Origin of the sequence: Halomonas aestuarii (assembly GCF_001886615.1) — a bacterium.
GTDB lineage: Bacteria > Pseudomonadota > Gammaproteobacteria > Pseudomonadales > Halomonadaceae > Halomonas > Halomonas aestuarii.
Genome location: NZ_CP018139.1, coordinates 652,880 through 676,872, shown reverse-complemented (window position 1 = coordinate 676,872; position 23,993 = coordinate 652,880). Strand labels below are relative to the sequence as shown.

26 protein-coding genes are annotated in these 23,993 nt (G+C 69.3%); 21 read left to right on the top strand and 5 right to left on the bottom strand.

Annotated elements, in window-relative coordinates; translation table 11 throughout:
• The first annotated feature begins 120 nt into the window (after positions 1 to 120).
• The 4 genes from BOX17_RS03105 (at position 121) to BOX17_RS16925 (ending at position 3,970) form a co-directional block, all read left to right on the top strand.
• A complete protein-coding gene (locus BOX17_RS03105; RefSeq protein WP_071942011.1) occupies positions 121 to 717 on the top strand; it encodes a LemA family protein in 597 nt (198 codons plus the stop codon).
• Between the two features lie 10 nt (positions 718 to 727).
• Positions 728 to 2,674 carry a M48 family metallopeptidase gene (locus tag BOX17_RS03100; protein ID WP_071942010.1) on the top strand — a complete coding sequence of 649 codons (1,947 nt, stop codon included), beginning with the start codon at positions 728 to 730 and terminating at the stop codon, positions 2,672 to 2,674.
• Between the two features lie 46 nt (positions 2,675 to 2,720).
• Entirely contained in the window at positions 2,721 to 3,149 is a 429-nt protein-coding gene (locus BOX17_RS03095; RefSeq protein WP_071942009.1) for a VOC family protein, read from the top strand.
• A gap of 74 nt (positions 3,150 to 3,223) precedes the next feature.
• Entirely contained in the window at positions 3,224 to 3,970 is a 747-nt protein-coding gene (locus BOX17_RS16925; protein ID WP_071942008.1) for a prolipoprotein diacylglyceryl transferase, read from the top strand.
• Positions 3,971 to 4,102: 132 nt separating this feature from the next.
• On the opposite strand, the gene BOX17_RS03085 is transcribed toward BOX17_RS16925, so the two are convergent.
• Positions 4,103 to 4,309 (bottom strand): cold-shock protein, encoded by a 207-nt coding sequence (locus tag BOX17_RS03085; RefSeq protein WP_040187864.1) that lies wholly within the window; start codon positions 4,307 to 4,309, stop codon positions 4,103 to 4,105.
• A 306-nt stretch (positions 4,310 to 4,615) separates the two neighbouring features.
• Between BOX17_RS03085 and BOX17_RS03080 the strand changes: the two genes are divergently transcribed.
• Together BOX17_RS03080 and BOX17_RS03075 are read left to right on the top strand one after the other, a co-directional pair.
• Positions 4,616 to 5,041 (top strand): NINE protein, encoded by a 426-nt coding sequence (locus BOX17_RS03080; protein ID WP_071942007.1) that lies wholly within the window; start codon positions 4,616 to 4,618, stop codon positions 5,039 to 5,041.
• A gap of 66 nt (positions 5,042 to 5,107) precedes the next feature.
• Positions 5,108 to 5,752, top strand: coding sequence for a LysE family translocator (locus tag BOX17_RS03075; RefSeq protein WP_071942006.1), 645 nt, complete (start codon positions 5,108 to 5,110; stop codon positions 5,750 to 5,752).
• 74 nt (positions 5,753 to 5,826) lie between these two features.
• Here the strand turns inward: BOX17_RS03075 and BOX17_RS03070 are convergent, their stop codons facing one another.
• The gene (locus BOX17_RS03070) at positions 5,827 to 7,767 is read right to left on the bottom strand and encodes a transglycosylase SLT domain-containing protein (RefSeq protein WP_071942005.1); all 1,941 of its coding nucleotides are present in this window, start codon (positions 7,765 to 7,767) and stop codon (positions 5,827 to 5,829) included.
• Positions 7,768 to 7,927: 160 nt separating this feature from the next.
• Between BOX17_RS03070 and BOX17_RS03065 the strand changes: the two genes are divergently transcribed.
• The 9 genes from BOX17_RS03065 to BOX17_RS03025 all read left to right on the top strand — a co-directional run bounded on the left by BOX17_RS03065 (position 7,928) and on the right by BOX17_RS03025 (position 16,588).
• Complete coding sequence (locus tag BOX17_RS03065; RefSeq protein ID WP_071942004.1) at positions 7,928 to 8,296, top strand: YkvA family protein; 369 nt, start codon at positions 7,928 to 7,930, stop codon at positions 8,294 to 8,296.
• Positions 8,297 to 8,342: 46 nt separating this feature from the next.
• Positions 8,343 to 8,840: a PaaI family thioesterase gene (locus BOX17_RS03060; RefSeq protein ID WP_071942003.1), complete on the top strand. Its 498-nt coding sequence runs from the start codon at positions 8,343 to 8,345 to the stop codon at positions 8,838 to 8,840.
• Complete coding sequence (locus tag BOX17_RS03055; RefSeq protein WP_071942002.1) at positions 8,833 to 9,300, top strand: PaaI family thioesterase; 468 nt, start codon at positions 8,833 to 8,835, stop codon at positions 9,298 to 9,300. The genes BOX17_RS03060 and BOX17_RS03055 overlap by 8 nt, the downstream gene beginning before the upstream one ends.
• A gap of 87 nt (positions 9,301 to 9,387) precedes the next feature.
• Entirely contained in the window at positions 9,388 to 11,292 is a 1,905-nt protein-coding gene (gene htpG / locus BOX17_RS03050) for a molecular chaperone HtpG (RefSeq protein ID WP_071942001.1), read from the top strand.
• 253 nt (positions 11,293 to 11,545) lie between these two features.
• Positions 11,546 to 13,117 (top strand): Re/Si-specific NAD(P)(+) transhydrogenase subunit alpha, encoded by a 1,572-nt coding sequence (locus tag BOX17_RS03045; RefSeq protein WP_071942000.1) that lies wholly within the window; start codon positions 11,546 to 11,548, stop codon positions 13,115 to 13,117.
• A 16-nt stretch (positions 13,118 to 13,133) separates the two neighbouring features.
• Positions 13,134 to 14,576 (top strand): NAD(P)(+) transhydrogenase (Re/Si-specific) subunit beta, encoded by a 1,443-nt coding sequence (locus BOX17_RS03040; protein ID WP_071941999.1) that lies wholly within the window; start codon positions 13,134 to 13,136, stop codon positions 14,574 to 14,576.
• A gap of 115 nt (positions 14,577 to 14,691) precedes the next feature.
• Complete coding sequence (locus tag BOX17_RS03035; protein WP_071941998.1) at positions 14,692 to 15,756, top strand: NAD(P)H-dependent glycerol-3-phosphate dehydrogenase; 1,065 nt, start codon at positions 14,692 to 14,694, stop codon at positions 15,754 to 15,756.
• Positions 15,753 to 16,262 carry a phosphohistidine phosphatase SixA gene (sixA, locus tag BOX17_RS03030; RefSeq protein WP_071941997.1) on the top strand — a complete coding sequence of 170 codons (510 nt, stop codon included), beginning with the start codon at positions 15,753 to 15,755 and terminating at the stop codon, positions 16,260 to 16,262. Before BOX17_RS03035 ends, sixA begins: the two co-directional genes overlap by 4 nt.
• The gene (locus tag BOX17_RS03025; protein ID WP_071941996.1) at positions 16,259 to 16,588 is read left to right on the top strand and encodes an antibiotic biosynthesis monooxygenase family protein; all 330 of its coding nucleotides are present in this window, start codon (positions 16,259 to 16,261) and stop codon (positions 16,586 to 16,588) included. Before sixA ends, BOX17_RS03025 begins: the two co-directional genes overlap by 4 nt.
• A gap of 7 nt (positions 16,589 to 16,595) precedes the next feature.
• Here BOX17_RS03025 and BOX17_RS03020 read toward each other — a convergent pair whose 3' ends face one another.
• Both BOX17_RS03020 and BOX17_RS16920 read right to left on the bottom strand, forming a co-directional pair.
• Complete coding sequence (locus BOX17_RS03020) at positions 16,596 to 17,543, bottom strand: AEC family transporter (RefSeq protein ID WP_071946585.1); 948 nt, start codon at positions 17,541 to 17,543, stop codon at positions 16,596 to 16,598.
• Between the two features lie 12 nt (positions 17,544 to 17,555).
• Positions 17,556 to 17,711: a hypothetical protein gene (locus BOX17_RS16920; RefSeq protein ID WP_164508616.1), complete on the bottom strand. Its 156-nt coding sequence runs from the start codon at positions 17,709 to 17,711 to the stop codon at positions 17,556 to 17,558.
• Positions 17,712 to 17,784: 73 nt separating this feature from the next.
• On the opposite strand from BOX17_RS16920, the gene BOX17_RS03015 reads away from it, so the two are divergent.
• From BOX17_RS03015 to BOX17_RS03005, 3 genes are read left to right on the top strand one after another with little or no spacing between them, the layout of a single operon-like run.
• Positions 17,785 to 18,600 carry an alpha/beta fold hydrolase gene (locus BOX17_RS03015; protein WP_071941995.1) on the top strand — a complete coding sequence of 272 codons (816 nt, stop codon included), beginning with the start codon at positions 17,785 to 17,787 and terminating at the stop codon, positions 18,598 to 18,600.
• Entirely contained in the window at positions 18,597 to 19,478 is an 882-nt protein-coding gene (locus tag BOX17_RS03010) for an alpha/beta fold hydrolase (RefSeq protein ID WP_071941994.1), read from the top strand. Before BOX17_RS03015 ends, BOX17_RS03010 begins: the two co-directional genes overlap by 4 nt.
• A 15-nt stretch (positions 19,479 to 19,493) precedes the next feature.
• Entirely contained in the window at positions 19,494 to 20,597 is a 1,104-nt protein-coding gene (locus BOX17_RS03005) for a patatin-like phospholipase family protein (RefSeq protein WP_071941993.1), read from the top strand.
• Positions 20,598 to 20,619: 22 nt separating this feature from the next.
• Here the strand turns inward: BOX17_RS03005 and BOX17_RS03000 are convergent, their stop codons facing one another.
• The gene (locus BOX17_RS03000; protein ID WP_071941992.1) at positions 20,620 to 21,198 is read right to left on the bottom strand and encodes a Smr/MutS family protein; all 579 of its coding nucleotides are present in this window, start codon (positions 21,196 to 21,198) and stop codon (positions 20,620 to 20,622) included.
• 118 nt (positions 21,199 to 21,316) lie between these two features.
• On the opposite strand from BOX17_RS03000, the gene prmB reads away from it, so the two are divergent.
• Genes prmB through BOX17_RS02985 form a run of 3 tightly spaced genes read left to right on the top strand, consistent with a single transcriptional unit; the run spans position 21,317 to position 23,891 of the window.
• On the top strand, positions 21,317 to 22,273 hold the full coding sequence (prmB, locus tag BOX17_RS02995; protein WP_071941991.1) for a 50S ribosomal protein L3 N(5)-glutamine methyltransferase: 957 nt from the start codon (positions 21,317 to 21,319) through the stop codon (positions 22,271 to 22,273).
• Between the two features lie 46 nt (positions 22,274 to 22,319).
• Positions 22,320 to 23,405 (top strand): chorismate synthase, encoded by a 1,086-nt coding sequence (gene aroC / locus BOX17_RS02990; protein WP_071941990.1) that lies wholly within the window; start codon positions 22,320 to 22,322, stop codon positions 23,403 to 23,405.
• 57 nt (positions 23,406 to 23,462) lie between these two features.
• Positions 23,463 to 23,891 carry a hypothetical protein gene (locus BOX17_RS02985; RefSeq protein ID WP_071941989.1) on the top strand — a complete coding sequence of 143 codons (429 nt, stop codon included), beginning with the start codon at positions 23,463 to 23,465 and terminating at the stop codon, positions 23,889 to 23,891.
• Positions 23,892 to 23,993 lie beyond the last annotated feature (102 nt).

Below are 23,993 nucleotides of genomic sequence, written 5' to 3'. Positions count from 1 at the left end.
GGTCAAGGGCAGCCGCCACGTGGTCAAGGGCAGCCGCCACGTGGTCAAGGGCAACCGCCCCGTGGTCAAGGGCAGCCGCCCCGGGCGGACTCACTTCGGTCGACAAGGGAAGCCGACATCATGAACCTCTCGCTGATCCTCCCCGTTGTACTGCTGGGTGCCTTGCTGGTCTACGGGGTGGCCATCTACAACCGCTTGGTGACCCTCAGGAACCGCTACCAGAATGCCTTCGCCCAGATCGAGGTGCAGCTCAAGCGCCGTCACGACCTGATCCCCAACCTGGTGGAGACGGCGAAGGCCTACATGAGCCATGAGCGGGAGACGCTGCAGGCGGTGACCGAGGCGCGCAATGCCGCCGAGGTGGGGCTCCGGAATGCCGCGGCCAGGCCCGGCGAGCCGGGCCCCATGGCCGAGCTGGCCGGCGCCGAGGGGGCACTCGGGGCGGCCCTCGGGCGCCTCAATGTGGTGATGGAGGCCTATCCGGACCTCAAGGCCTCGGAGAACATGCGACAGCTCAGCGAGACCCTCACCAGTACCGAGAACCGGGTGGCCTTCGCCCGGCAGGCCTTCAACGATGCGGTGATGCAGTACAACACCTATCGACAGAGCTTTCCCCCGGTGCTGCTGGCCGGCTCCTTCGGCCACAAGCAGGAGGCGGCCCTGCTGGAATTCGAGGACAGCGCCGAGATCCAGACGGCCCCCCGGGTGAGATTCTGAGCCGGCGCCCATGGACTTCTTCACGGCCCAGGATCGTGCCCGGCGGCTGACGGGGCGGCTGGTCGTGCTGCTGGTGCTGGCGGTGGCGGCCCTGATCGGCGTGGCCTCCCTGGCGTTGGCCCTCGCTGTGGTGATGCTCGATGGCGGCACCTTCGCCCCCGCGCCGCTGGCCCGGGCCATGGAGCCGCGCCTGCTGGCCGGGGTGGCCACGGCGGTTATCCTGGTGGTGGGGGTGGGAAGCCTGGTGCGTCACTTCCAGCTGCGCGCCGGCGGCAGCGTGGTGGCCGAGGCCCTGGGCGGGCGGCCGCTCGACCTCGAGACCCGCGACGCGCAGGAGCGCCGGCTGCTCAACGTGGTGGAGGAGATGGCCATCGCCTCCGGCATGCCGGTACCAGAGCTATACGTGCTGGAGGACCAGGCGATCAACGCCTTCGCCGCCGGACATGACCTCGATGACGTGGCCATCGGCGTCACCCGGGGTGCCATCGAGGCACTCGATCGTGACCAGCTCCAGGGGGTGATCGCCCACGAGTTCAGCCACATCCTCCACGGCGACATGCGCCTGAACCTGCGGCTGGTGGCGCTGCTCCACGGCATCCTGGTGATCGGCCTGATCGGTCGCATGCTGCTGCGGACCTCGGGCAGCGGACGTCGCCTGAGGGGCCGGCGGGGCGGGGGGCATGTCGCGGTGCTGGGCCTCGGCGCCGCGCTGATGGTGGTGGGCTATGCCGGCACCCTGTGCGGCAACCTGATCAAGGCGGCGGTGAGCCGCCAGCGCGAGTTCCTGGCCGATGCCAGCGCCGTCCAGTACACCCGCAATCCCGAGGGGATCGGCGGGGCCCTTAAGGTGCTGGCCGCCCATCGACTCGGCTCGCGGCTGCTCGCCTCCCATGCCCCGGAATTCAGCCATCTCTTCTTCGGCAGCGGCGTGCGCTCCCTGTCCCGCCTGACGGCCACCCACCCGCCGCTTCAAGCGCGGATACGCCGGGTCCTGCCCCGCTGGGACGGCAGCCTTCCCCCTGCGCCGGCCATCCCCACGGCACCGCCGCGTCATGCCGCCATGCACGGGATGGCGGGCCTGTCCTCGGGGGCGGCGGCCGGCCAGGCGAGAGCCGATGCCGCGTTGGCCGAGGAGAGGCTCGCCGACGAGGTCGTGGCCAGCGTCGGCCGGCCGAGCGCCGAGGACCTCGAGCGGGCCCGTCGGCGGCTCGGCGAGATCGACGAGGGCCTGATCGCCGCGGCCCACGAGCCCTATGCCGCCCGGGCGCTGGTCTACGGCATCCTGATGGGCGTCGATCCCGAGAGCCGCGAGGCACAGCGCGAGGCCCTGGTTGGCCAGGCCCTGCCCGAGGTGCTCGTCGAACTCGAGGGGCTCGAGCCGTCCCTGTCGCGGCTGACGCCCGGCCAGCGCCTGCCCCTGCTGGAGCTGACGCTGCCCGCGCTGCGTCGCCTCTCCGTGGCGCAGTCTTCGCGCTTCCAGGCCTGCCTGCGCCGGCTGATGTCCCTGGAGGCGCGCCCCGGGGCCCTCCAGTGGGCCCTGCATCGCCTGGTGCTCCAGGGCATCCAGGGCGAGCGCCGGGCACGACGGGACCGCCACCTGGCCGACCTCTCCGGGCCGCTCTCCCTGCTGCTCTCGACGCTGGCCCGGGCCGGCCAGGACGACGACGTCGAGGCGCGCGGGGCCGTCGAGCGGCTCTCCGCCGTGCTGGCCGTGCCGCTGGATTTCGTGCGTGAGCCCGCCCAGGCCACAGATCTCGACTGGGCCATGGCACGACTGGTCCGTCTGGTCCAGGCCCAGCGGGCACCGCTGCTGGCGGCCATGAGCTGCTGCGTGACCCACGATGGCCGGATCGAGCCCGAGGAAGCCGAATTGCTGAGCGCCGTGGCCTGGACCCTGGGATGTCCCCTGCCGAGCATGGAGCGGGAGAGTGGCCAGCCGGCCGGCGGGACGGCATGATGGGAAATCGACTTTCCCTCATTCATTATCCCCGGAGGACTTCGCGATGCTCACTCCCTTCCACCTGGCCGTCCAGGTCCGCGACCTTGAAGAGGCCCGGCGTTTCTACGGCGAGCTGCTGGGCTGCCCGGAGGGCCGCTCCAGCGACACCTGGATCGATTTCAACCTCTATGGCCACCAGTTCGTCTGCCACCTGAACCCAGGGCTGGGGGAGAAGGGCATCGATGACCACCGCAACCCGGTGGACGGACACGGCGTGCCGGTCCCGCATTTCGGCGTGGTGCTGGAGATGGCCGACTGGGAGGCCCTGGTCGACCGACTCACCGCGGCGGGCGTGCGTTTCGAGATCGAACCCTACATCCGCTTCCGGGGCGAGCCCGGCGAGCAGGCGACCATGTTCTTCCGGGACCCCAGCGGCAATGCCATCGAGTTCAAGGCCTTTCGCGACATCGCCGGCCAGCTCTTCGCCACCTGAGACAGCGTGTCGCCTTGCGGTGGCAAGGGGGCTCTGGTGCAATGGCGCCTTTCGGCACGAGCAGGAGAATGCCAATGAAACCCTGGATGCCGCTGGTCGCGGCCCTGGCACTGGTCGCGGGGCTTGCCGGGTGCGGTAACGGTGAGGACACGCCGGCACCGTCCGAGCAGGAGCAGGTGCAGCAAGAGCAGGCGCAGGTGCAGCAAGAGCAGGCGCAGGACGCGGCAACCGAACCGGCGGCCGAGCCGACGACCGAGCAGCCAACCGAACAGGCGGCATCGACACCCGAGGCGGACGCCGACGAGTCGGCCGGCGCAGCGGACGAGGCCGGGATGGCCGAAGCGTCCGCTGCCGACGGCGGCGAGGTCGAGATCGACGCGCAGGCCCGGGACGAGACCCTCGATGAGTCGTCGGCCGAGAACCTGGGCGAGGACGCGTCGCTGCCCGGCGAGACCACCCGGACCGATGTCGATGCCATGATCGAGGAGACCGGGAAGCGCTTCGAGGAGGCGAGCCGCCAGATCGAGGAGCAGTTCAAACAGGCCGAGCGGCAGACGCCGGAGAGCGAACCGATGGCCGATACGGAGGCTTCCATGGATCTGGACGCGGTCCTGGAGGAGCCCACCTCACTGCCGGATGACGTCTCGACGGTGCCGGATGAGCTCGGCGAGGAGGAGGTCAACGCCATCATCAAGGAGACCGAGAAGCGCTTCGAGGAGGCGAGCCGCCAGATCGAGGAGCAGTTTCAGGAGGCGGAGCGCCAGGCGCCGGGGGATGCCCTGGAGTCCGATCTCCAGGGGAGCGACGCGGGCGGCGATTGACGCCTCGCCGGCCGGCGGAGCAGGCCTCTCGATGCAAGAGGCCCGTCACGAAAAAGGCCCACCGAACGGTGGGCCTTTCTCTTCGGCGACCGGTCGGCATCGCCGGTCGGTCGCGTCCGGTTCAACCGAGGATCAGTCGGCTGCCCGGATGTTGGAGGCCTGAAGGCCCTTCTTGCCCTGGGTCACTTCGAAGGTGACTTTCTGGCCGTCCTGCAGGGACTTGAAGCCTTCAGCCTGAATCTCGGAGAAGTGAGCGAACAGGTCATCACCGCCGTCGTCCGGAGAGATGAAGCCGTAGCCCTTGGTGTCGTTGAACCACTTGACAGTGCCAGTTGCCATTGTCGATTTCCTTAACTAACTAAATAATGGTGCTGGGTCCGGGAGGGAAGACCTCGCCGTGAGCCCGTAATACGTGGGCAGGACAAGAAGCAAGTGCGCACCGGGTATATCGAAGGAATCGAAGTACAACTGACGACTTTTCTGCTTGCTGACCAACGTAGCGGATAGTGCAGCAGCGCCAAGGTTGCGTCAACACAGTGACACAGGGAGACTGGCGCTGTCGCCCGCAAAAACCACTGTAGATGGAAAGCCCGTGGGCGTCCAGCATCCCTCCCGCCCGAATCCTCCCAGGTACAGAGAGCCTCCATGAGCCCATCGCGCATCGCCTCCCGAGACACTCACAGCAAGCTGGTCGGCTACCTGCTGTGGCTGTTCGGCTTCCTCGGCGCCCATCGTTTCTACTACGGCAAGCCGGTCACCGGGACCATCTGGTTCTTCACCCTGGGGCTGCTAGGCATCGGCTGGCTGATCGATCTCTTCCTGATCCCCTCCATGGACCGCCAGGCGGACCTGCGCTTCGAGGCCGGGCCCATCAACTACTCCCTGGCCTGGCTGCTGCTCACCTTCCTGGGGGTGTTCGGCATCCATCGCTTCTACCTCGGCAAGTGGCTGACCGGCATCCTCTACCTGCTGACCTTCGGCCTCTGCGGGCTCGGCGTGCTCTACGACTTCTGGACCCTCAACGACCAGATCTCCCTGCGTCATGCCAGGCGCGGCATCTTCAACGGCTGAGTGCCGGGCCGGTTCATCCACCGCCCGGGGCGATGTCCCCTTCCCGACCATCACGCGGGGCTTCCCATGTTCATCGACGCACAGTTCTGGCCCTTCCTGGTGGCCATCACGCTGCTCAGCATGAGCCCCGGGGTGGACACCCTGCTGGTGATCCGCAACACCGCCCGCGGGGGCTGGCGCGACGGCGTGGCGACCAGCCTGGCCATCTGCTGCGGCCTCTTCGTGCATGCGACGGTCTCGGCACTCGGTATCTCGCTGATCCTGCTGCAGTCGGCCTGGGCCTTCGGGCTGCTCAAGCTGGCCGGCGCCGCCTACCTGGTGTGGCTCGGCGTGGCGAGCCTGCTGGCCGCTCGCCGGGGACAGGGGCTTCCCGTGGCGGGCGTCCAGGCAGAGCGTCAGGCGGTGCCGCTGTGGCGGCCGGTGCGCGAGGGGCTGCTCTCCAACGTGCTCAACCCCAAGACGGTGGTCTTCTACATGGCCTTCCTGCCCCAGTTCATCGCCCCGGACGACCCGGCGCTGGCCAAGTCGCTGTGGCTGGCCGGGGTGCACTTCGTGGTCGCCAACCTGTGGCAGGTGGCCATCGTGGTGATGGTGGGCAGTGCGGGCCGCTGGCTCGCCAGCCCGGCGTTCAGCCGCTGGCTCAACGGCCTGACCGGCGCCGTGCTGGTCGGCTTCGGCATCAAGCTGGCGCTGACCCGCCCGCCGGGCTGAGTGACCCCCTCCCCAACGCCAGCGGCCCCGGCGTTCACCGGGGCCGCTGGCGTCGAGCCTGTCGGGATGCCGCCTCAGTTGCTGGCCAGCAGCGAGCGGTCATAGCGCACCGACGTCTCCGCCGGGCTGAGCATCGAGACCCCAGAGGTGTCGCCGCCCTTGGCCAGGCTTTCGAAGATCACCCGATAGGCGAGCACGGCCTGTACGTAGTCGCGGGTCTCGCGGAAGGGGATGCTCTCGACGAAGAGGTCGAACTCCTGAGGGGCATCCAGCAGCCAGCGGTCGACGCGGCTGGGGCCGGCATTGTAGGCGGCCGTGGCGGCCAGCCGGTTGCCCTGATAGCGGTCGAGCATGTCGCGGATATAGGCGCTGCCCAGGCAGATGTTGACGCCCGGGTCGAGCACGCCATAGGGCCCCGGGTCGCTGATGCCGAGCCGGCGGCTGACCAGGGTGGCGGTCCCCGGCATCAGCTGCATCAGGCCGCGGGCCCCGGCCGGCGACAGCGCCTCGGGGTTGTAGGCGCTCTCGCGCCTGGCGATGCCCATCAGCAGGTAGGGGTCGACGCGGGTCTCACGGCCCCAGTGCAGGAAGTCGTCGCGATAGGCCTCGGGGAAGCGCCACTCCAGGGCGTCCCACAGCTTGCCGGCGATGGTGGTCTGCACCAGCCGTGCCTGCCAGCCGCGCCGCTGGGCATAGTCGGCCATCAGCCGGGCCTCTTGCCGGGTGCCGCGTGCCACGGCGGCGTGCCACTCACTGGCGGCGAGCCCGGGCTCGCCGATGCGCAGCAGGGCCTCGGTACGGCGCACGGCCGGCCACTCGGCCACGGCCTCGCGGGCGTCCGCCTCGATCGGGCTGCGCTCGTGGTTCAGGGCGTAGGGCCGCTGGAGGCGGTCGGCGGCGGCGAAGCCGAAGAAGTTGCGCTGCTCGGCGGCTCGGGCATAGGCCTCGCGGGACAGGGTGTCGTTGCCCTGCTGCTGCTGGGCCCGGGCGGTCCAGTACTGCCAGCGACTCTCGCTACGCTGCTCCGCCGACATCCGGCCGATCCAGTCGATCACGCCCATCCAGTCGCGATCGGCCAGCGCGGTCCTGGTCCGCAGCTCCAGCAGGTCGTCGTCATCGCGCTGGGCCAGCAGGTCGTCGACCCAATCGAGGTTCTGGTCGACCTCGCGGACCAGCGAGTAGAAGGCCAGGTCATGCTCGATCTCGCGGCGATGACGGGTCTCGAGCGAGAGGTGAGGGGAGAGCTTGCGCCAGGCCTCCAGGGCGGCCTCGGTATCCGCCCGGGTGAAGCCGTGCATCGCGGCGGCGAAGAGCGCGCTGCTGCCGCGGCACTCCGGCCCGAGGCAGGCGGGGATCCGGGTGATGGCGGAGAAGTCCTTCTGCAGCAGGGCCATGGCCGAGCGGCCATTCTGCCAGGCGTTGCCGAGCATCCGGCCGAGATAGTCGGCCAGGCCGGTCTCGCCGGCCTGCCAGGCCAGGGTCATGCGCTCCCAGATCTCCTCCTGGCCGATGTCGCCGCGGGCCCGCAGGGTGTCGAAGAGGGTATTGCAGGCCTCCGGCTGCGAATGGCCGACGCGCCACAGCTCCCGTCCTCCCCGGGCGGCCGCCTGCGGGTCGGCGCCGAGCTGGGCCGTGTAGAAGTGGCACTGGCGCTCGGTGCCCGAGGGAACCCCGTCTGCCACCGCCAGCAGGCTGGCATAGCGTCCAGCCTCGCCATACTCCTCGATGGCCTGGCCGCGCATCCACCCCGCCAGCGGGGAGTCGCCATGGCGCTCGATGAACGCCAGTACCGTCTCGGGCTCGGCCCCGGGCAGGCGGCCACGCAGCCGATGATAGTCCACGTAGCCGGCCAGGACATGGTCCTTGATGGCGCCCCTGTCGACCTTCTGCCACTGCTGGCTTCGCGCGGCCTGAAGGGCCTCCTGCATGGCCAGGTCGCTGGCCTGGGCGAGCAGCGGCAAGCAGCACAGGGTGGCGGCGATCAGGGTCTTGCAGTGACCGAATGACAGGGGCATGGGGTGGCCTCTCGGGTGTGGCGGTCGGCAGTCCCGCCATGGTGGCTGATGGCGGGTGCCTTGAGTAGTGTCGCCGTGGCCCGACAGCCGCCGGCTGTCCGTGGGGGCGACGATATCCTATCGTGTAGCGGTATTTGTGCGTGGCGGCAAGGAGATCGAGATGGCCAGATTCGATGGCGGGTTCCTGGTGGCGCGACTGCGCCGGCGCTCCCGCGTGCTCGGCCAGATGGCGCGGGCCCTGCGGCTGTTCCTGCCCATGACCCGCGACGTGCTGCTTGGCCGCTACCGGCCGGTGCCCTGGGGGGCCTTCCTGTGGATGCTGGCCGCCCTGGCGTACCTGGTCTCGCCCCTCGACCTGATTCCCGACGTGCTCCTGCTGGTGGGGCTGGTGGACGATGTGGTGATCGTCGGCTGGCTGCTGACCCGGGTCGATCGACGCCTGGCGGGCTATCGCGCCTGGCGGGCAGATCGGGAGGGAGGGCCGACGGCCCCCGGCGAAGGTCGACGCGACGGTGAACGACTGCCCTGATACGATCGTTTGAATCTTCTGCCGACAGCCGCACACCGAGGTCCGGATGCCCCACGACCATCCCCCCAGCGCCGACGACTGGCGGCGCGCCCTGACGCGCTTCGTCACGGTGATTCCCCACACGCGCGAGCTCGGCCTCGAGGTGCTCGAGGTGACGCCCGAGGCGACCACCATGCGCCTGCCGTGGAGCGACGACCTGCTCGGCGACGCCGCCCGGGGGCTGGTGCACGGCGGGGTGCTGACCATGCTGCTGGACACCGCCTGCGGCTCGGCGGTGCTGCCGGCCCTGCCGGCCCCGGAGGTCTGTCCCACCCTGGACCTGCGCATTGATCACTACCGGCCGGGGGTGGCCGGGCGAGACATCATCGCCGAGGCGCGGGTGGTCCGGGTCACCGCCTCGGTGGTCTTCACCGAGGGCACCCTCTGGCAGGAGGCCGGGCGGCCGCTGGCAAGGGGCATCGGCAACTTCGTGCGGCTGGGGCCTCGCAACACGCCTGCGGGCTTCGCCGAGGCGCTGTTCGCCGAGGAGCACGACCATGCATGAAGGCTTCCAGGACATCGAGTGGCTGGCACGGACCCGCGCCGAGGGCGACGTGGAGGCCTGGCTGTCGCTGATCCCCTATGCGAGGCGCATCGGCGTCGAGGCCCGACCCGACCCGGACGGGGAGGGCCTGCTTTTCCGTCTCGACCCGCGCGAGGGGAACATCGGCAACGTCCTGCTGCCGGCGCTCCATGGCGGGGTCGTGGCCGCCTTCATGGAGACCGCCGCGACCCTGGACCTGATGCTCGCTACCCGGGCCCCTCGGCTGCCGCGCATCATCGACCTCTCCATCGACTACCTGCGCACGGCACGGGTGACGCCGACCCTGGCGCGCTGCACCCTGATGAGGGAGGGCCGGCGCATGGGCAACGTGCAGGTCACGGCCTGGCAGGAGCGCGAGGGCGTGCCGATCGCCACGGCGCGTCTTCATTTCGTTCTCGGCGACCCGTCCACCGACGGTTGAAAAGCCGGCAGCGGTCCCCATATCGACGACAGTTCCACACCGGTGGCCTTGCCACCTTCGTCATGTCGAAAGAGGGGTCCGAGACACATGACCACTGCCACCCATGAAGAGACCCTCGGCTTCCAGACCGAGGTCAAGCAGCTGCTGCACCTGATGATCCACTCCCTGTACTCCAACCGGGAGATCTTCCTGCGCGAGCTGATTTCCAACGCCGCCGACGCCTGCGACAAGCTGCGCTACCAGGCGCTGGACAACGATGCGCTCTACGAGGGGGACAGCGAGCTGCGCATCGAGATCGACCACGACGCCGAGGCGCGTACCGTGACGGTGCGCGACAACGGCATCGGCATGAGCCGCGACGAGGTGATCGAGAACCTCGGCACCATCGCCCGCTCGGGCACCGCAGAGTTCCTCAAGCAGCTCTCCGGCGAGCAGCAGAAGGACGCCCGGCTGATCGGCCAGTTCGGCGTCGGCTTCTATTCCGGCTTCATCGTCGCCGACGACATCACCGTTCGCACCCGCAAGGCCGGCACCGCGGCCGATGCCGGCGTCGAGTGGCACTCGAAGGGCGAGGGCGAGTTCACCGTCGCCGACATCGAGCGGGAGGTCCACGGCACCGAGATCACCCTGCACCTCAAGGAGGATGCCGGGGAGTTCGCCGATGACTTCCGCCTCAAGAGCCTGGTGCGCAAGTACTCCGACCACATCGAGGTGCCGGTGCGCATGCCGAAGGTCGAGAAGGCCCGCGACGAGGACGGCAACGAGATCGAGGGCAGCGAGACCACCACCTGGGAGACCGTCAACGAGGCCACGGCGCTGTGGGTGCGGCCCAAGTCCGAGCTCACCGACGACGAGTACAAGGCCTTCTACAAGCATGTGGCCCACGACTTCAGCGACCCGCTGACCTGGAGCCACAACAAGGTCGAGGGCAAGCTCGAGTACACCAGCCTGCTCTACGTGCCGGGGCGCGCCCCCTTCGACCTCTACGAGCGCGATGGCGCCCGGGGCGTGAAGCTCTACGTGCAGCGTGTCTTCATCATGGACGACGCCGAGCAGTTCCTGCCGCTGTACCTGCGCTTCATCAAGGGCGTGCTGGACACCCGTGACCTCTCGCTGAACGTCTCCCGCGAGCTGCTCCAGCAGGACCCGAAGGTCGAGAAGATCAAGTCGGCGCTGACCAAGCGCGCCCTGGACATGCTCAAGAAGCTGGCCAAGGACCCGGAGGCCTACCAGACCTTCTGGAACACCTTCGGCAGCGTGCTCAAGGAGGGTCCGGCGGAGGACCACGCCAACCGCGAGAAGATCGCCGGCCTGCTGCGCTTCTCCAGCACCCACACCGACAGCGCCACCCAGGACCAGTCCCTGACCGACTACGTCTCGCGCATGAAGGAGGGGCAGGAGCGGATCTACTACATCGTCGCCGACGGCTTCAACGCGGCCAAGAACAGCCCCCACCTGGAGGTCTTCCGCAAGAAGGGCATCGAGGTGCTGCTGCTCCACGACCGCATCGACGAGTGGCTGATGAGCCACCTCACCGAGTTCGAGGGCAAGCACTTCGTCGACGTCGCCAAGGGCGAGCTGGACCTCGGCGAGATCGAGGACGAGGACGAGAAGAAGGCCCAGGAGGAGACCGCCAAGGCCAAGGAGGAACTGGTCAAGCGGGTCAAGGAGGCGCTGGGCGACGAGGTCCAGGAGGTCAAGGTGACCCATCGCCTTACCGACTCCCCGGCCTGCGTGGTGCTGCCCGAGCACGAGATGGGCTTCCAGATGCGCCGCATCATGGAGGCCGCCGGCCAGCCGATGCCCGAGGTCAAGCCGATCCTCGAGCTCAACCCCGAGCATGCCCTGGTGGCTCGCCTGGAGGGCGTCGAGGGCGAGGGCTTCGAGGACCTGGCGCGCATCCTGCTCGACCAGGCGATCATCGCCGAGGGCGGTCACCTCGACGATCCCGCCTCATACGTCAAGCGCCTCAATGCCCTGCTGAGCGCCTGACCGCTCGCACGGCACCGACATCCCCCGCGATGTCGCCAACCGCACAAGGCCGCCTTCGGGCGGCCTTCTTGTGGGTACCCCGCCCGTTCCGAGGATGTCCGCCTTGGACGAATCCCCGCGTTTTCTGTGGGGCAATAGTGCTACATTGAGCCCAGTGTCAACGCCCGCCTGGCTGTTGTGCATTGCGGCATGCTCAGGTATGAATAACCGGGCTCATCTGTGCAAGATTTCAATAACTAGCGGGAGATCCAACGTGAAGATTGGTGCACCCAAGGAGCTCGCCAAGGGTGAGGCGCGCGTCGCGCTGACCCCTGACAGCGCGAAGTTCATCCAGAAGCTGGGACACGACTGCCTCATCGAATCCGGTGCCGGCGCCGCGGCGGGCTTCGACGACGCGGCCTACCGCGATGCCGGCGTCACCGTGGTCGACGGCGCCGAGGCGCTCTGGAGCGAGGCCGAGGTGGTGATCAAGGTCCGCGAGCCCCTCGAGGAAGAGGCCGAGCGCCTGCGCGAGGGCCAGACCCTGATCAGCTTCTTCTGGCCGGCCCAGAACGAGGACATGCTGGAGAGATGTCGCGCCAAGGGCGCCACCGTGGTGGCGATGGACATGGTGCCGCGCATCTCGCGGGCCCAGAAGATGGATGCCCTGTCGTCCATGGCCAACATCGCCGGCTACCGCGCCGTGATCGAGGCCGGCAACAACTTCGGACGCTTCTTCACCGGCCAGGTGACCGCGGCCGGCAAGGTGCCCCCTGCCAAGGTGCTGGTGATCGGCGCCGGCGTGGCCGGGCTTGCCGCCATCGGAACGGCCACCAGCCTCGGGGCCGTGGTGCGTGCCTTCGACGTGCGTCCCGAGGTCGCCGAGCAGATCGAGTCCATGGGCGCCGAGTTCCTGTTCCTCGACTTCGAGGACAGCCAGGACGGTTCGGAGAGCGGCGGCTATGCGGCCCCCTCCAGCCCCGAATTCCGCGAGAAGCAGCTCGAGTGCTTCCGCGCGCAGGCACCGGACGTCGATATCGTCATCACCACGGCACTGATCCCCGGCAAGCCGGCGCCCAAGCTGTGGCTGGAGGACATGGTCGCGGCCATGAAGCCCGGGTCGGTGATCATCGACCTGGCGGCCGAGAAGGGCGGCAACTGCGACCTGACCCGGGCCGACGAGAAGGTGGTCTCCGACAACGGCGTGACGGTGGTCGGCTACACCGACTTCCCCTCGCGCATGGCGACCCAGTCCTCGCTGCTCTATTCCACCAACGTCCGCCACATGCTGACCGATCTCACCCCCGAGAAGGATGGCGTCATCGATCACAACATGGAGGATGACGTCATCCGCGGCGCCACGGTGACCCATCAGGGCGAGGTCACCTTCCCGCCGCCGCCGCCCAAGGTGAAGGCCATCGGCGCGGCCAAGCCCAAGCCCAAGGAGAAGGAGCCGACCCCGGAGGAGAAGAAGGCCGCCGAACATGCTGCCTTCAAGGCGCAGACCAAGCGCCAGGTGACCCTGCTGGCGGTCGGCGGCGCCCTGATGCTGCTGCTAGGCCAGGTGGCGCCCGCCTCCTTCATGCAGCATTTCATCGTCTTCGCGCTGGCCTGCTTCGTCGGCTTCCAGGTGATCTGGGGCGTCAGCCACTCGCTGCACACGCCGCTGATGGCGGTGACCAATGCGATCTCCGGCATCATCGTTCTCGGGGCGATCCTGCAGATCGGCTCGGGCAGCATCGTGGTCGGCGTGCTGGCGGCGATCTCGGTGCTGATCGCATCCATCAATATCGTGGGTGGCTTCCTGGTGACACGCCGGATGCTGGCCATGTTCCAGAAATCCTGAGCGGCGGAGACACGACATGTTGGGTCAAGGATTCGTATCTGCCGCAGCGATCGCGGCAAGTGTATTGTTCATCCTCTCGCTGGGGGGACTGAGTAACCAGGAGAAGGCCAAGCGGGCCGTCTGGTACGGCATCGTCGGCATGGCCGTGGGGGTGTTCTTCACCGCCTTCGGACCGGGCATCGGCGGCTACGTGTGGATGATCCCGATGATGGTGATCGGGGCCGCCGCGGGTGTCTATGTGGCCAAGAAGGTCGACATGACCGAGATGCCGCAGCTGGTGGCGGCACTGCACAGCTTCGTCGGTCTGGCCGCGGTGTTCGTGGCCTGGAGCGCGGACCTGGAGCGTCGCCGGGTGCTGGCCGCCCAGGCCGCCGAGCAGGGCATGGAGAACTTCTCCGCCTTCGCGGCCCTGCTCACCCACAAGACGCCTGCGGAACTGACCTTCCTGCAGGTCGAGGTGGCGCTGGGCATCTTCATCGGCGCGGTGACCTTCACCGGGTCGGTGATCGCCTTCGGCAAGCTGGCGGGCAAGGTCGACGGCAAGCCGAAGCAGCTGCCCGGCGGACACCTGCTCAATGCGGGCGCGGCGGCGCTGTCGCTGCTGCTGGCCATCCTCTACTTCAACGGGGCGGGCTTCTGGACCCTGCTGCTGCTGGCGGCCCTGGCGTTCTTCATCGGCTATCACCTGATCATGGGCATCGGCGGCGCCGACATGCCGGTGGTGGTGTCGATGCTCAACAGCTACTCCGGCTGGGCCGCGGCGGCCATCGGCTTCACGCTCTCCAACGACCTGCTGATCGTCACCGGCGCCCTGGTGGGCTCCTCCGGTGCGATCCTGTCGTACATCATGTGCAAGGCGATGAACCGCAACTTCATCAACGTCATCCTCGGCGGCTTCGGCGGCACCAAGGGGCCGGCGGCGGAGATCGAGGGCGAGCAGGTGTCCATCGACGCCGGCGGCGTGTCCAGCGCCCTCAACGACGCCGAAAGCGTGATCATCGTGCCGGGCTACGGCATGGCGGTGGCCCAGGCCCAGAACGCGGTCAGCGAGCTGACCCGCAAGCTGCGCAGCGCCGGCAAGGAGGTGCGCTTCGGCATCCACCCGGTCGCCGGTCGCCTGCCGGGGCACATGAACGTGCTGCTGGCCGAGGCCAAGGTGCCCTACGACATCGTGCTGGAGATGGACGAGATCAACGACGACTTCGCCTCCACCGACGTGGTCATCGTCATCGGCTCCAACGACATCGTCAATCCGGCCGCCCAAGAGGACCCCAACAGCCCCATCGCCGGCATGCCGGTGCTCAGGGTCTGGGAGGCCAAGCAGGTCTTCGTCTGCAAGCGCGGTCAGGGGACCGGCTACTCCGGCATCGAGAACCCGCTGTTCTTCAAGGACAACACCCGGATGTTCTACGGTGATGCCAGATCGAGCATCGACTCGCTGCTGCACATGATCGACTGACCCCGGCACGCCCGGACCGGCCAACCGGTCCGGGCGGCTCCCGCCTACGACACGCCCCTCGACGGGGCGTTTTTTCGTTACACTCCCCTCATCCATTCAGCTTCCCGGGGCGATCATGTCAGACCCATCCATGCGCGTGGCGGTGCTCGGCGGCGGCAGCTTCGGCACGGCGCTCGCCAGCATCGCCGCCGACAACGGGGCCGAGGTCCGCCAGTGGCTGCGCGACCCCGACCTGGCGGCGCAGATCACGCGCGACCACCGCAACGGCCGCTACCTGCCCGACTACGCCATCAATCCCGCGGTGGTGGCCTCCACCGCCATGGAGGAGGTGCTGAAGGGCGCCGACCTGGTGCTGGTCTCCATTCCCTCCAAGGCCTTCCGCGAGGTGGTGCGTCAGGCGCGCCCCTGGCTGAACGAGGGCCAGATCCTCGTCAGCACCACCAAGGGCATCCAGGAGGAGGGCTTCAAGCTGATGAGCCAGATCCTCGAGGAGGAGACCGGCTTTCCCCATATCGGCGTGATCTCGGGGCCGAACCTGGCCTCGGAGATCGCCCAGAAGCAGCTCACCGCGACGGTGATCGCCAGCGACGACGCCGAGACCCGCACCCGGGTCCAGGCCGCCCTGGGCTGCGACTACTTCCGCGTCTATGCCAGCAACGACCGCTTCGGCGTCGAGCTGGGCGGTGCGCTGAAGAACATCTATGCCATCGCCGCGGGCATGGCGGCGGCACTGGGCATGGGCGAGAATACCCGCAGCATGCTGATGACCCGCGCCCTGGCCGAGATGAGCCGCTTCGCCGTGGACCAGGGCGCCAACCCCATGACCTTCCTGGGGCTGGCCGGCGTCGGCGACCTGATCGTCACCTGTTCCTCGGCACTCTCCCGCAACTATCGGGTGGGCCAGGCCCTGGGGGAGGGCAGGACCCTCGACGAGGCCGTCGAGGCTTTGGGCCAGGTGGCCGAGGGCGTCAACACCGTGCGCCTGGTGCGCGACAAGGCTCGCCAGGACGGGGTCTACATGCCGCTGGCCGAGGGGCTCTACCAGGTGCTCTTCGAGGGCGTGCCGGCCCGGGAGATGGCGCGGCTGCTGATGCAGGGCGAACAGAGCAGCGACGTGGAGTTCGTGCTGCCGCGCGCCGATGTTCGGCAGGATCGCCGCGACGGCGGGGGAGCAGCATGACCGAACGATGGGCCGAGCGGCTGCTGATCATGCGCCACGGCGAGGCCGGCCCCGGCCGGCCGGATGCCGAGCGCACCCTCACCGAGCGGGGCGAGCGCGAGGCGGAGCGCATGGGACGTTGGCTCGCCTCCCGCGGCGACCTCGACGCGACGCGCCTGCGCCTGGTGGCGAGCCCCTATGTGCGGGCCCGCCAGACCGCGCAGCGGATCGCCGAACCGCTGGGGCTCGAGGTAGAGACCCTGGCGCTGATCACCCCCGACGACCCGCCCGAGGCGGTGGTGGACTGGCTGCTCGGTGAGCCCGACGACCGCCCGCTGATGCTGGTCAGCCACATGCCGCTGGTCGCGGCGCTGACCGGGCTGCTGGTGGAGGGGCGCACCGACCGGGGCCCCGGCTTCACCACGGCCGCCGTGGCCGAACTCACGGCCGAGGTCCGCGCGGCGGGCTGCGCGCGACTGCTGCGCCTCGTCTCGCCGGCGGACATCAACGACCAGGAGGTCCCGTGAGCTATATCGTCAATAACCGCATCCACGTGAACCCCGGCTTCGAGGAGGAGTTCGAGGCGCGCTTCCGCGCCCGGGCGGGGCAGATCGACCAGCAGCCTGGCTTCTTGGCCATGCGCGTGCTGCGCCCCATGGGCAACCAGGCGCCCTACGTGGTGGAGACCGAGTGGGAGAGCCAGCAGGCCTTCCGCGACTGGGTCGGCAGCGACGACTTCAGGCGCGCCCACGCCGACCCGCTGCCACCGGAGGCCACCGCCGAGGGCGGCGGCATCGAGCAGTTCGAGGTGGTCGAGGGCACCCGGGCGGGCGGGTCCGCCGGCAACGCGTGACGGGAGCCTAGATCACGCCGGCGGCGGTCAGGCCGAAGGCGCCCAGGGTGATCGTCAGGCTCGCCATCAGGGTGGTCAGGGCGATGATGTTGGCCGTGAGGGCCGCGTTGCCGCCCATCGCCTTGGCCATCACGAAGGCGGCGGCGGCGGTGGGGCTGGCGAAGAACAGGAACATCACCCCCAGCGCCGGGCCCTCGAAGCCGGCCAGCCAGGCGGCGCCCGTGGCCAGCATCGGCAGGGTGACCATCTTCAGCAGGCTGGCGCTGACCGCCAGCCGACCCGAGTGGCGGATCTCGCTGAACGAGAGCGTGGCTCCGATGCAGATCAGCGCGAGCGGCAGGGTCAGGGAGGCGAAGTAGTCGCCGGAGGTCATCAGCCAGCCGGGCAGGGGCCAGCCCGTCGCCGCCACCGGGACGGCGACGACGACCGCCAGGATCAGCGGGTTGGTGGCGATATGGCGCAGGATGCTGCGCCAGTCGGCCCGCTGTCCCTCCTGGTAGGTGACCAGGGCGATCACCGAGAAGGCGTTGTAGGTCAGGATCACCACGCCCAGCAGCAGGCTGCCGGTGGAGAGGCCGAAGTCGCCGTACATCCCCGCGGCGAGCGCCAGGCCGACGATGCCGCAGTTGCCGCGGAAGGCACCCTGGATATAGACGCCCCGTTCCCGATAGGGCACCCGCAGGGTCGCCCAGCCCCAGCAGAACAGGACACTGCCGAGGGTGGCGAGGGCGAAGAAGCCGAGCAGGGTCGGGTCGAGGGTGGCGCCCAGGTCGGCGCGGACGATACTGAGGAAGATGAGCGTCGGCAGGGTCGCCTTGAACACCAGCTGTGACGCGGTTGAGACGAAGGCGGGGTCGATCCAGCGCGCCCGCTTGAGCCCCAGGCCGATGAAGACCATGGCGAAGACCGGCAGGGTGATCTCGAGGGTCTTCAGGAAGAGGGCCGAGAGCTCCATGGGCGCCATGGCCTAGCGCACCAGCCAGAGGCCGACCACCACGGCGGCGATCACGGTGACGAAGAACACCCGGTTGCGGGCGCGGGTGTCTCGGGCGGGCTTGCGGGGGTCGACCACGGTGAGCTCCTCTCGTTGTGCCTGTCGCCGAAGGACGACTTGGCGAAACATGGTAATCCCGTTAGCCTGCTATCGCCAGGCGCCATAAGGGTGCCGACCCGACGCCCGCCAGCAGGAAGAGTCCATGAGCCGATCCGACCAGCCCCCGCGTTGTCCTCTCGTCTTCGCCCATGCCAACGGGTTCCCGGGGCAGAGCTACCGCAGCTTCCTGGCGCCCTTGGCCGAGCGCTTCGACGTGCACCCGCTGGATCGCCTCGGCCATCACCCCGACTTCCCGGTGGGGCACAACTGGCTGGCCCTGCGCGACGAGCTGCTGGAACATCTCGCGCGGCTGCCGGGCCCGATGGTCGGCGTGGGGCACTCCATGGGGGGAGTGCTCATGGCCATGGCCGCCGAGCAGTCTCCCGAGCGCTTCAGCGCGGTGGTGATGCTCGATCCCCCCCTGATGCTCGGCCTGGATGCCTGGATCATGAAGGCCGCCAAGCGCCTCGGCCTGGCCGACCACGTCACCCCGGCCGGCCGGACCCTGGGGCGCCGTGACACCTGGCCCAGCCAGGAGGCCATGAGCCAATACCTGCGCCGCCGCTCGCTGTTTCGCCGCTTCACCGACCAGGCCCTCCACGACTACGTGGACGGCGGCACCCGCCAGCTCGATGACGGGCGCGTGGTGCTGGTCTACGACCCCGACATCGAGGTGCAGATCTTCCGTCACCTGCCCGACCACCTCGACGACCTGCCCGAGCGGGTCCAGGTGCCGCTCGGCGTGCTGGCGGGTCGCGAGTCACGGGTGCTCACCGCCCACCGTCGGCGCCGGCTGCGTCGTCGCGGGGTGCGTGTCGCCGAGGTCCAGGGGGGCCACATGTTCCCCATGGAATGCCCCGACGACACCCGCACGGCCCTGGTGGCGATGATCGACGACCTGATCGGGCGGTCATCATGAGCGAGTCTGCGTGCCAGCCCCAGGACCTGCGCCTCGCCGGCGGGCGCCTGGGGGCCCTGGCATGGGGCGACCCGGCGGCCCCCACCTGGCTGGCCCTGCACGGCTGGCTGGACAATGCCGCGAGCTTCTCGCGGTTGGCCCCGCGCCTGGCCGAGCGTCTCGGCATCCGGGTGGTGGCCATCGACTTCGCCGGTCACGGTCTCTCGGCGCATCGCCACGGCGACTACGCGCTGTGGGACTACGTCCACGACCTGCTCGATGCCTGCGACGACCTGGACCTCTCCCGGGCGACCCTGCTGGCTCATTCCATGGGCGCCGGCGTGGCCTGCCTGACCGCGGCCGCCCTGCCGGAGCGCGTCGAGGCCCTGGTCCTGGTCGATGGCCTGGGCGCCCTGACCACCGACGCCGGCGAGGCTCCCGCCCAGCTGCGCAAGGGGCTTCTCGCCCATCGGCGCACGCTCTCCTCGGCGCCGCGCTATCCTGATAGTGAGGCCGCCGTGGCGGCTCGGGTCGCCGGCGGGGCGACGCCCCTGGATGCCGAGACGGCGCGGCCGCTGGTCTCTCGCAACCTGGAGGGGTTGCCCGATGGCCACGTGCAGTTGCGCACCGATGCCCGCCTGCTGCGCCCCTCCCTGGTGCGGTTCTGCCCCGAACAGGTGACGGCCATGCTGGCGGCGATTCGCTGCCCGGTGCTGCTGGTGGAGGGGACGACCGGCATCCTGGGCGACCGGGCGCGGGCCCGCCGGGCCAGGGCCGCGGTAGCCGACCTGGCACGACGCGTCCTGTCGGGCGGGCACCACCTGCACCTGGAGCCGGCGGCCGTGGCAGAGGTGGCGACGGCCATCGTCGCCTGGCACTCGCCAGGGCGGATCAACTGAGAGGGAGGGCGGATCATGAACATGGAGCACAAGGCCGACAACCCTCGCGACAAGACGGTGGCGCTGGTGCTCGGCAGCGGCGGGGCGCGCGGCTACGCCCATATCGGGGTGATCGAGGAACTCGAGGCCCGGGGCTACCGGGTGGTGGCGATCTCCGGGTGTTCCATGGGGGCCCTGGTGGGCGGCGTCTATGCCGCCGGGCAGCTCGCCGCCTACCGGGACTGGGTCTGCCAGCTCGACTACTTCGACGTGGTCAGGCTGGTCGATGTCACCTGGAGCCCCATGGGGGCCATGAAGGCCAACAAGGTGATGGGCAAGCTCGAGAGCCTGATCGGCGATACCCGCATCGAGGACCTGGCGATTCCGGTGACCACCGTGGCCACCGACCTGACCCGCCAGCGCGAGGTGTGGTTCCAGAGTGGCTCGCTGCTAGAGGGGATCCGCGCCTCCATCGCCGTGCCCGGGGTGATCACGCCGGTGCATCGCAACGACCAGGTCCTGGTGGATGGCGGGCTGCTCAACCCCCTGCCGATCATTCCCACGGTGTCGGCTCGGGCGGACTTCGTGCTGGCGGTCAATGCCACCGCCCACAGCCCTCGGCCGGTGAGCCTGGAGGAGCTGCTGCCGCCGGATGAGGCCGCCGAGGAGCAGGCCCGGGAGGAGGCCCGGGATGCCGGTGGCATCGACTTCGCCAGCTGGATCGACGGGGTGCGCGGGGCCGCCCGGCGACTGTTCGATGGTTTAGGGAACACCAATGGCAATGCCAACGGCACTACCAACGACGAGGCTGCCGGAAACGGCGTCAGGAAGGGGCAGATGGAAGAGGCCTTGGAGCGGGGCAACCGGGAGTGGGGGCGCCTGGACATGGTGCTGGCATCCTTCGACATCACCCAGGCGGCCCTGGCCAAGTACAAGGTGGCGGGCTATCCGCCGGACGTGCTGATCGAGGTGCCGAAGACGGTGTGTGGCGCCTACGAGTTCCACCGGGCCGAGGCCCTGATCAGCCTCGGTCGGCACCTGGCCGTGGACGCGCTGGATCGCTTCGAGGGGCTCACCCATCCGGGATGGGGGAGCCAGGCGGTCGTCGTGGAGCCGTCGGGGGAGGAGGAACCGTCTTGAGGCAAGGCCGGCGGCGCGCCGCTCAGGCCTGGGCGCCGCGTCGACGCAACAGCACGTAGACCGCCCCGGTGCCGCCGTCGAGCGTGGCGGCCGAGCAGAAGGCCAGCACGCTGGGCCATTCCCGCAGCCAGGCGTTCACGTGGCTCTTGATCACGGGATAGTCGCTGGTGCTGCCCCAGGCCTTGCCGTGCACGACCAGCACGCAGCGTCGCCGGCGATCGGCGGCGTCCCGCAGGAAGGCCTCCAGCTCTTCCCGGGCCTCCTCCAGGGTGTGGCCATGCAGGTCGAGCCCCGCCTCCCAGGCGATGCGCCCGCGCTTGAGCTGCTGTCGCGTGCGCCAGGGCAGGTCGGGGAGCGCGAAGTCGAGGAACTCCGAGGGCCGCACCGGCTCGACCCGGCCATCCGAGGTGCGGCCGCCCCCGGCGATGTCATCGGTGACCGTGGTGGCGGCCGCCCGCCGCTCGGCAACGGCGGGGTCGCGCCGACGCCGGCGACCGGGATCGGCGCGGTTGCTGGCGATGGGGCGCACGCCGGCCTCCCGCAGGGCCTGGCGGAAGGCACTGATCTCGTCGTCGTCCGGCACGTGGCGATCTCGACTCATGGGGACTTCGGGTAGTGGAACGTGGCGCCAGTATACCGCCCCAGTCGTGGCTGTGAACCGCGGCCCCGGTTACAATCTGACCTCCTGTTCCTTCGAACCCCCGACTCCAGGATGCCCCGTGGCTGAATCTTCCCCTGATGCGTCTTCCTCCACCCTCGTGCTGAGCGACGAGGCCCTCACCGAGGGCCTGATCACCCTGCGCGACTGCCTGCGCTGGGCCGCCAGCGAATTCCACCTGGCCGGCCTTCACTACGGCCACGGTACCGCGTCCGCCTGGGACGAGGCCGTGGCGCTGAGCCTGGGGGCGCTTCACCTGCCCTGGAACGTCGACCCGGCGGTCCTGGAGGCGAGGCTGCTGCCCATGGAGCGTACCCGCATCGTGTCGCTGGTCCGTGCCCGCATCGAGACCCGCCGCCCGCTGCCCTACCTGCTGGGGGAGGCCTTCTTCGCCGAGCTGCCGTTCAGCGTCGACGAGCGGGTCCTGATCCCGCGCTCGCCCATCGCCGAGCTCATCGAGCATGGCTTCGCCGCCTGGTTCCCCGGCGAGCCGCCCGCCCGGGTGCTGGATCTCTGCACCGGGTCGGGCTGCATCGGCATCGCCACGGCGCGCTACCTGCCGACCTGCGAGGTCGACCTGGCAGACATCAGTCCCGAGGCGCTGGAGGTGGCGCGCCTCAACATCACCCGCCATGACGTGGGGGATCGGGTGCGCGCGGTCGAGTCCGACCTCTTCGCGGGCCTCGTCGGCCGGCGCTATGACCTGATCGTCTCCAATCCGCCTTACGTGGACACCCGGGACCTGACGACCATGCCCGCCGAGTTCCGCCATGAGCCGGCGCTGGCGCTGGGCGCGGGCCGCGACGGGCTGGATATCGTCCGGCGCATCCTGCGCGAGGCCCGCGACCACCTGACCGACGAGGGCGTGCTGATCGTCGAGGTCGGCAACTCCGATCACCACCTGGAGGCGGCCTTCCCCGAGGTTCCCTTCCTGTGGCTGGAATTCGAGCGCGGCGGCCAGGGCGTCTTCGCCCTGACCGCCGATGAACTCGACGCCCATGCGGCGTCCTTCGCCTGATTCACCCCTCTCGCCCCCATTTCTCCCGACCCCAGGAGGAGCGTTCATGTCCGGCAACACCTTCGGCAAGCTGTTCACCGTCACGACCTTCGGCGAGAGCCATGGCCCGGCACTGGGGGCCATCGTCGATGGCTGCCCGCCGGGACTCCCGCTCACCGAGGAGGACCTGCAGCATGACCTGGACCGCCGTCGCCCCGGCAGCTCCCGCCACACCACCCAGCGACGCGAGGCCGATCGGGTGAGGATCCTCTCCGGGGTCTTCGAGGGCGTGACCACCGGCACCGCCATCGGCCTGATGATCGAGAACACCGACCAGCGCTCCACGGACTACTCGAAGATCAAGGACCAGTTCCGGCCCGCCCACGCCGACTACAGCTACCACCACAAGTACGGCATCCGTGACTACCGCGGGGGCGGGCGCTCCAGTGCACGGGAGACGGCCATGCGGGTGGCGGCCGGGGCCATCGCCAAGAAATACCTGGCGCAGCAGGGCATCCGGGTGCGCGGCTACATGAGCCAGCTCGGCCCGATCACCATCGACTTCAAGCAGTGGGACGCGGTGGACGAGAACCCCTTCTTCTGCCCCGACCCGGCGCGGGTGCCCGAGCTCGAGGCCTACATGGACCAGCTGCGTCGCGACCAGGACTCGGTGGGGGCGAAGATCAGCGTGGTGGCCGAGGGCGTGCCCCCGGGCCTGGGCGAGCCGGTCTTCGACCGGCTGGACGCCGAGCTGGCCCACGGCCTGATGAGCATCAATGCGGTGAAGGGCGTCGAGATCGGTGACGGCTTCGCCGCCGTGGCCCAACGCGGCAGCGAGCATCGCGACGAGATGACCCCCGAGGGCTTTCTCTCCAACCACGCCGGCGGCGTGCTGGGCGGCATCTCCAGCGGCCAGACGATCATCGCGCACCTGGCCTTGAAGCCCACCTCCAGCATCACCATGCCCGGGCGCTCCATCGACGTCCACGGCCAGCCGGTGGAGGTCGTCACCAAAGGGCGTCACGACCCCTGCGTGGGCATCCGGGCCACGCCCATCGCCGAGGCGATGATGGCGTTGACCCTGATGGATCACCTGCTGCGCCAGCGTGGCCAGAACGGCGAGGTCCGCGTATCGACGCCCCGGCTGCGTTGAGCGGCGTCAGCCGGCATGGCTGCTACACTTCAGTCGTCCACCCACAAGAGTGACGCCATGAAGATCAACGTCGAATTCGACCTGACCCCGGAGGAGTTCCGTCAGGCGCTGGGCCTGCCCGACGTGGAGGCCTTCCAGAAGGATCTGCTGAACCGGATCCACAAGCAGATGGAGTCGGGCGTGGAGGGATACGACCCGATGAGCCTGATGCAGCCCTTCCTGCAGCAGCAGGGGTTGTCGCAGAACCTGACCCAGGGGCTATCCCAGGGGCTGTCCAGCTTCGGCAACTACCAGCAGATGATGCTCGACATGCTGTCCAAGGCCGCGACCAGTTCCGGCAGCGGCAGCGGGTCGGCCTCGGGGGACTCCTCCAGCGAGACGTCTTCCGGCGGCAGCAAGTCGTCCGGCAACGCCAGCAACACCTCCGGCAGCACCGCCCGCAAGTCCACCGCCAGCGCCCGCTCGCGGAGCAAGCGCGAGAGCTGATGCCAGGTCTGGCAGGGCGCGTGCGACCTTCGCGGGAGGGCGCATCAATCCGGTTGCAACCACCGGAGTGGAAGACTAGGCTTTGTGCAGTGCAACAAACCG